This is a genomic window from Vibrio sp. 10N.222.52.B7 (genome assembly GCF_041474275.1).
Classification (GTDB): Bacteria; Pseudomonadota; Gammaproteobacteria; order Enterobacterales; family Vibrionaceae; genus Vibrio; species Vibrio crassostreae_C.
On record NZ_JBFRTU010000327.1, the window covers coordinates 1 to 405 of the forward strand.

A 405-nucleotide genomic window follows, 5' to 3' on the forward strand; every position below is an offset into this window, starting at 1 on the left:
ATACTAGTCTACCCTTACAGATAAATTGGATCGGTTGCACCGGAGGCATCGCCTTCACCAAGGTGCATGATCTCATCGAGGCTCACGACACCTTGCAAAGCCAGTTCCATCGCAGAAGCCAACAACGGTTTGTAGTTTTTAGACCGCCTTGCCGTTTGAGCAAAGCCAACCGCATCATTCGATCTGAGTGCATCCATCATGTCTTGCTCTAGCTCCAACATTTCAAATACACCAATACGCCCGCGATAACCGGTTAGGTTACAGTTCTGGCAACCACGACCTTTCATGAATGGCACAGCCACTTGATTAGGGAAACGTACGCTCAACCATTGCCTGCGAGGCTCATCCAATTCATCCTCAACCTTACAATCAGTACACACTTTACGAACTAATCGCTGTGCCACC

Annotated in this window: 1 pseudogene; it reads right to left on the reverse strand. The window is 48.6% G+C overall.

What is annotated here, in order from left to right:
* Window positions 1–14: 14 nt before the first annotated feature.
* Window positions 15–405, reverse strand: a pseudogene (locus AB4512_RS23055) (MSHA biogenesis protein MshE); the annotation flags it as partial.